Genomic DNA, 3,643 nt, shown 5'->3' on the forward strand with positions numbered 1-3,643 from the left:
CCTTGCGGGTCGCCGGGTCCGACAGCGTCGCCGCGACGGTGTCCTGGGCGCTGCACCTGCTCGACCGCCACCCGGAGGCGATGACCACGCTCCGGCAGGAGGTCGACGCGGTGCTGGACGGCGGGCCCGCCCGCGCCGCCGACCTGCCCCGCCTGCCGCACACCGGGCGGGTGGTCACCGAGGCGTTGCGGCTGTACCCGCCGGGGTGGTTGTTCACCCGGATCACCACCGAGGAGGTGGAGCTGGGCGGGTACCGGTTGCCCGCCGGCACCACCGTCGCGTTCTGCCCGTCCGCGGTGCACCTGCGCGCCGGGCTGCACGACCGGCCGGGTGCGTTCGACCCCGACCGGTGGCTGCCCGAGCGGGCACGAGACCTGCCCCGGGGCGCGTTCGTCACCTTCGGCGGCGGTGCCCGCAAGTGCGCCGGCCAGGACTTCGGCCTGACGGAGAGCAGCCTGCTGCTGGCCACCCTGGCGAGCCGGTGGCGGCTGCGCGGCGCTCGCGGCAGTGACACCCGTCCGGTCGCCCTGTCCACCGCCCTGCGCCCACGACGACTGCTGCTCTCACCGACCTCGACCAGGAGGTGACCCCGTGCCGGACCACGACGTGCTGCCCGACCGCACCCTGACGGTGGAGCTGCCGCCGCGCTACTGCCCGCTGCCACCGGTACGGCACCCCGATGAAGACGTGCTGGCGCGACGGACCGCGGACTGGATCACCGGTTTCGACCTGGCGCTGTCACCACAGCAGGTGGACCGCATGCGCGGCAACGACTGCCCCGGCTTCTACGGCCGGATCATGCCCGACGCGGCCACCGACCGCCTGCAACTGGCGGTGGACTGGTGCACCGTGATGTTCCACTTCGACGACGTCTACTGCGACGAAGGCCCACCGGCACGACGACTCGGGCTGTTCACCGACATGGCCACCAGGATCGCCCGCGTGCTCGAACACCCCGACACCCCGCTGGGCGGACCGGGCGACGTGCTGCTCGCGCCGGTGCGGGACCTCGCCCGGCGGGCCGGCCGGTGGGCCACCCCGACCCAGACCCGGCGCTGCGTCGACGCGCACCGCGCCTGGTTCCTGGCCGTGCTGTGGGAGACCGGACACCGGATCGCGGGCAGCACCCCGAAGCTCGACGACTACGCCCACCTGCGCCAGCACACCGCCGCGGGCGCGGCGACCCTGGCCTGGGCCGAGATCGTCGACGGCGAGGAGATCCCCGACCGCGACCTGACCGCGCCCGCCGTGCGCGCGTTGACCGAACTGGCCTTCACCACCGCGGCCTTCGACGACGACCTGTTCTCCTACGGCAAGGAGCTCTGGACCGCCCACACCGAGAACGTCCCGCCGTCCGGGCTGAGCCTCGTGGAGATCCTGCGCCGGGAACACCACCTCACCACGCCGGAGGCCATCACCCGGTCGGTGGACCTGTGCAACCGGCTCACCCACCGCTTCACCCGGTTGCGCGACCAGGTGACGCCCCGCGCGAGTGCGCCGCTGCGCGCCTACCTCGACCACCTGGCCCACCTGGTACCCGGCAACCTCGACTGGGGCCTGCGCGCCGACCGCTACCGCAATCCCGACGGCCGCCACCCCGACGCGGTCACCACCCTCGCCTCCACCACCCACACCCCGCCCGCCGACACCTCGCCGCCACCGATCCCCTCGATCGCCTGGTGGTGGGACGCCGACCTGGCCTGACCGCTCCGGGAGGCACCGCCGATGCAGCCCAGCCGCCGTCTGTCCGCTCTCGAGGAAATCGTGGCGCGCGCCGGCACGCCCACCGTCCACGGCCCTCTCGACACCGACGCCCTGGCACGCGCCGTGCGGCGGCTGTGCGACCACTACCCCCTGCTCACCTACCGCATCACCCGTGACGGACGCCGACACCGGCTGACCCCGGCACCGGACCGACCACCACCACAACTGCGGCACACCAGCGGTTCCGAACCGTTCGACGCCCCCTTCGCCCCCGGCGACCCGCTGCTGCGCGTCACCCTCACCCCTCTGCCCGACCACACCCACCGATGGGTCCTGGCGATCCACCACGCCATCAGCGACGGCGTCGCCGCCCTGACCCTGACCTCCCTGCTGTGGCAGACCTACACCGCGCTCGTCACCGGGGACCACGAGCCGACACCACCGTCCGAGCCGGCACTGCACCCGGCCACCGACGACCTGCTCGCCCGCCGCCACCCACCGCTCAAGGTCGCCACCTGGCTCGCCCGGCAGGCCGTCGACATCGCCACGCACCGACCGGCGCACCTGCCCGTCCGCGACCCCGGCCCGTCACCCCGGCACGGCGCGCACCTCCACACCACCGAACTGACCACCGCCCAGGCCCACCGGCTCTACCGCACCGCCCGCCGCCACAACACCACCTCGACCGCACTGCTGTGCGCGATCATCCTGTTCGCCGCCCGCAGTCAACTCGCACCGACGCGCCGGCGCCTGTCCCTGGGCGTCACCATCGGCCTGCGCCCCTGCACGACCCCACCCATCCCGGACCACCGCCTCACCACCGCCACCTCGTTCATCCCCATCAACACCACCATCGGCACCCACGACACCCCGGCCACCCTCGCGCGCCTGATCGACCGCCAGTTCGCCACGGCCCGCGACACCGCCCACGCCGAACGCCAAGCGGTGGCCCTGCGCTACCTGCTGCACGCACCCACCCCCATCCCCTGCACCGCGATGCTCACCAACATGGCCACCCACCGCTTCCGCACCACCCTCCCACCGGGCACCCGACTGGCCGGGACATTCGGCTACGCCCCGGCCCCGGGCCCCGTCCCGGCCGTCTTCATCACCCGCGTCGATCACACCCTCGGCGTGCACCTGGCCACACCACGGGCCTGGTACGACGCCGACCAAGCCGAACACCTCGCCCACGCCCTCGACCACCACCTCACCGCCACGGTCGGCGGACCGGAGGCATGAGCGTCGGGAACGCCGTTCGCGTGGTCAACGGCCGCGGCGGCTCGCCGTTCGCGCCGCAAACCCCGGCCACCTGGCGGTCGACGGGTGGAGTGCGTCCGGCAGGCGGGCCGCGACGGCCGGGCGAACCGTTTGCCGCACCGGTGCGAACGTCGGTCACCAGCGTGACGACGTCGATCCGGAGAGGGTGCTCGCCATGACCTCCGCACGTTCAGCCAGCCCGCGCTCGACCGCGGCCCACCACCCGGCACAACGACTCGCCGCCGCCGTCGGCGCGGTGTTCCTCGTGGTCGCCGTCCTGGGCTTCGTCCCCGGCGTGACCACGAACCTCGACCGGCTCGACTTCGCCGGCCACGAGTCGGGAGCCCTGCTGCTCGGGCTGTTCGCCGTGTCGATCCTGCACAACCTCGTCCACGCCCTGTTCGGCGTCGCCGGACTCCTGCTGGCCCGCACACCGGGCGGGGCCGTCGGCTACCTCGTCGTCGGCGGAGTCGTCTACCTCGTGCTGTGGCTGTACGGGATGGTCGTCAACCACGGCAGCGACGCCAACTTCGTCCCGGTCAACACCGCCGACAACTGGCTCCACCTCGCCCTGGGCGTCGCCATGGTGACCCTCGGCCTCGTAACCCGACCGGCGGTGCGCCGCCGGGTGTGAGCTCAACGCCCGCGCCGGCGGGCAGAATCGAGGAGTGGACAACGA

Annotated in this window: 4 protein-coding genes; all 4 read left to right on the plus strand. The window is 73.5% G+C overall.

What is annotated here, in order from left to right; all coding sequences use genetic code 11:
• On the plus strand, positions 1-587 hold a 587-nt coding region (locus tag AB0G02_RS31390; RefSeq protein ID WP_360801268.1), incomplete at its 5' end, for a cytochrome P450.
• A 4-nt stretch (positions 588-591) separates the two neighbouring features.
• On the plus strand, positions 592-1,704 hold the full coding sequence (locus AB0G02_RS31395) for a hypothetical protein (protein WP_360801271.1): 1,113 nt from the start codon (positions 592-594) through the stop codon (positions 1,702-1,704).
• 60 nt (positions 1,705-1,764) lie between these two features.
• Positions 1,765-2,946, plus strand: coding sequence for a condensation domain-containing protein (locus AB0G02_RS31400; RefSeq protein ID WP_360801274.1), 1,182 nt, complete (start codon positions 1,765-1,767; stop codon positions 2,944-2,946).
• Positions 2,947-3,139: 193 nt separating this feature from the next.
• Entirely contained in the window at positions 3,140-3,598 is a 459-nt protein-coding gene (locus AB0G02_RS31405) for a DUF4383 domain-containing protein (protein WP_360801277.1), read from the plus strand.
• Positions 3,599-3,643 lie beyond the last annotated feature (45 nt).

It is taken from the genome of Actinosynnema sp. NPDC023658, assembly GCF_040639995.1.
Lineage (GTDB): Bacteria > Actinomycetota > Actinomycetes > Mycobacteriales > Pseudonocardiaceae > Actinosynnema.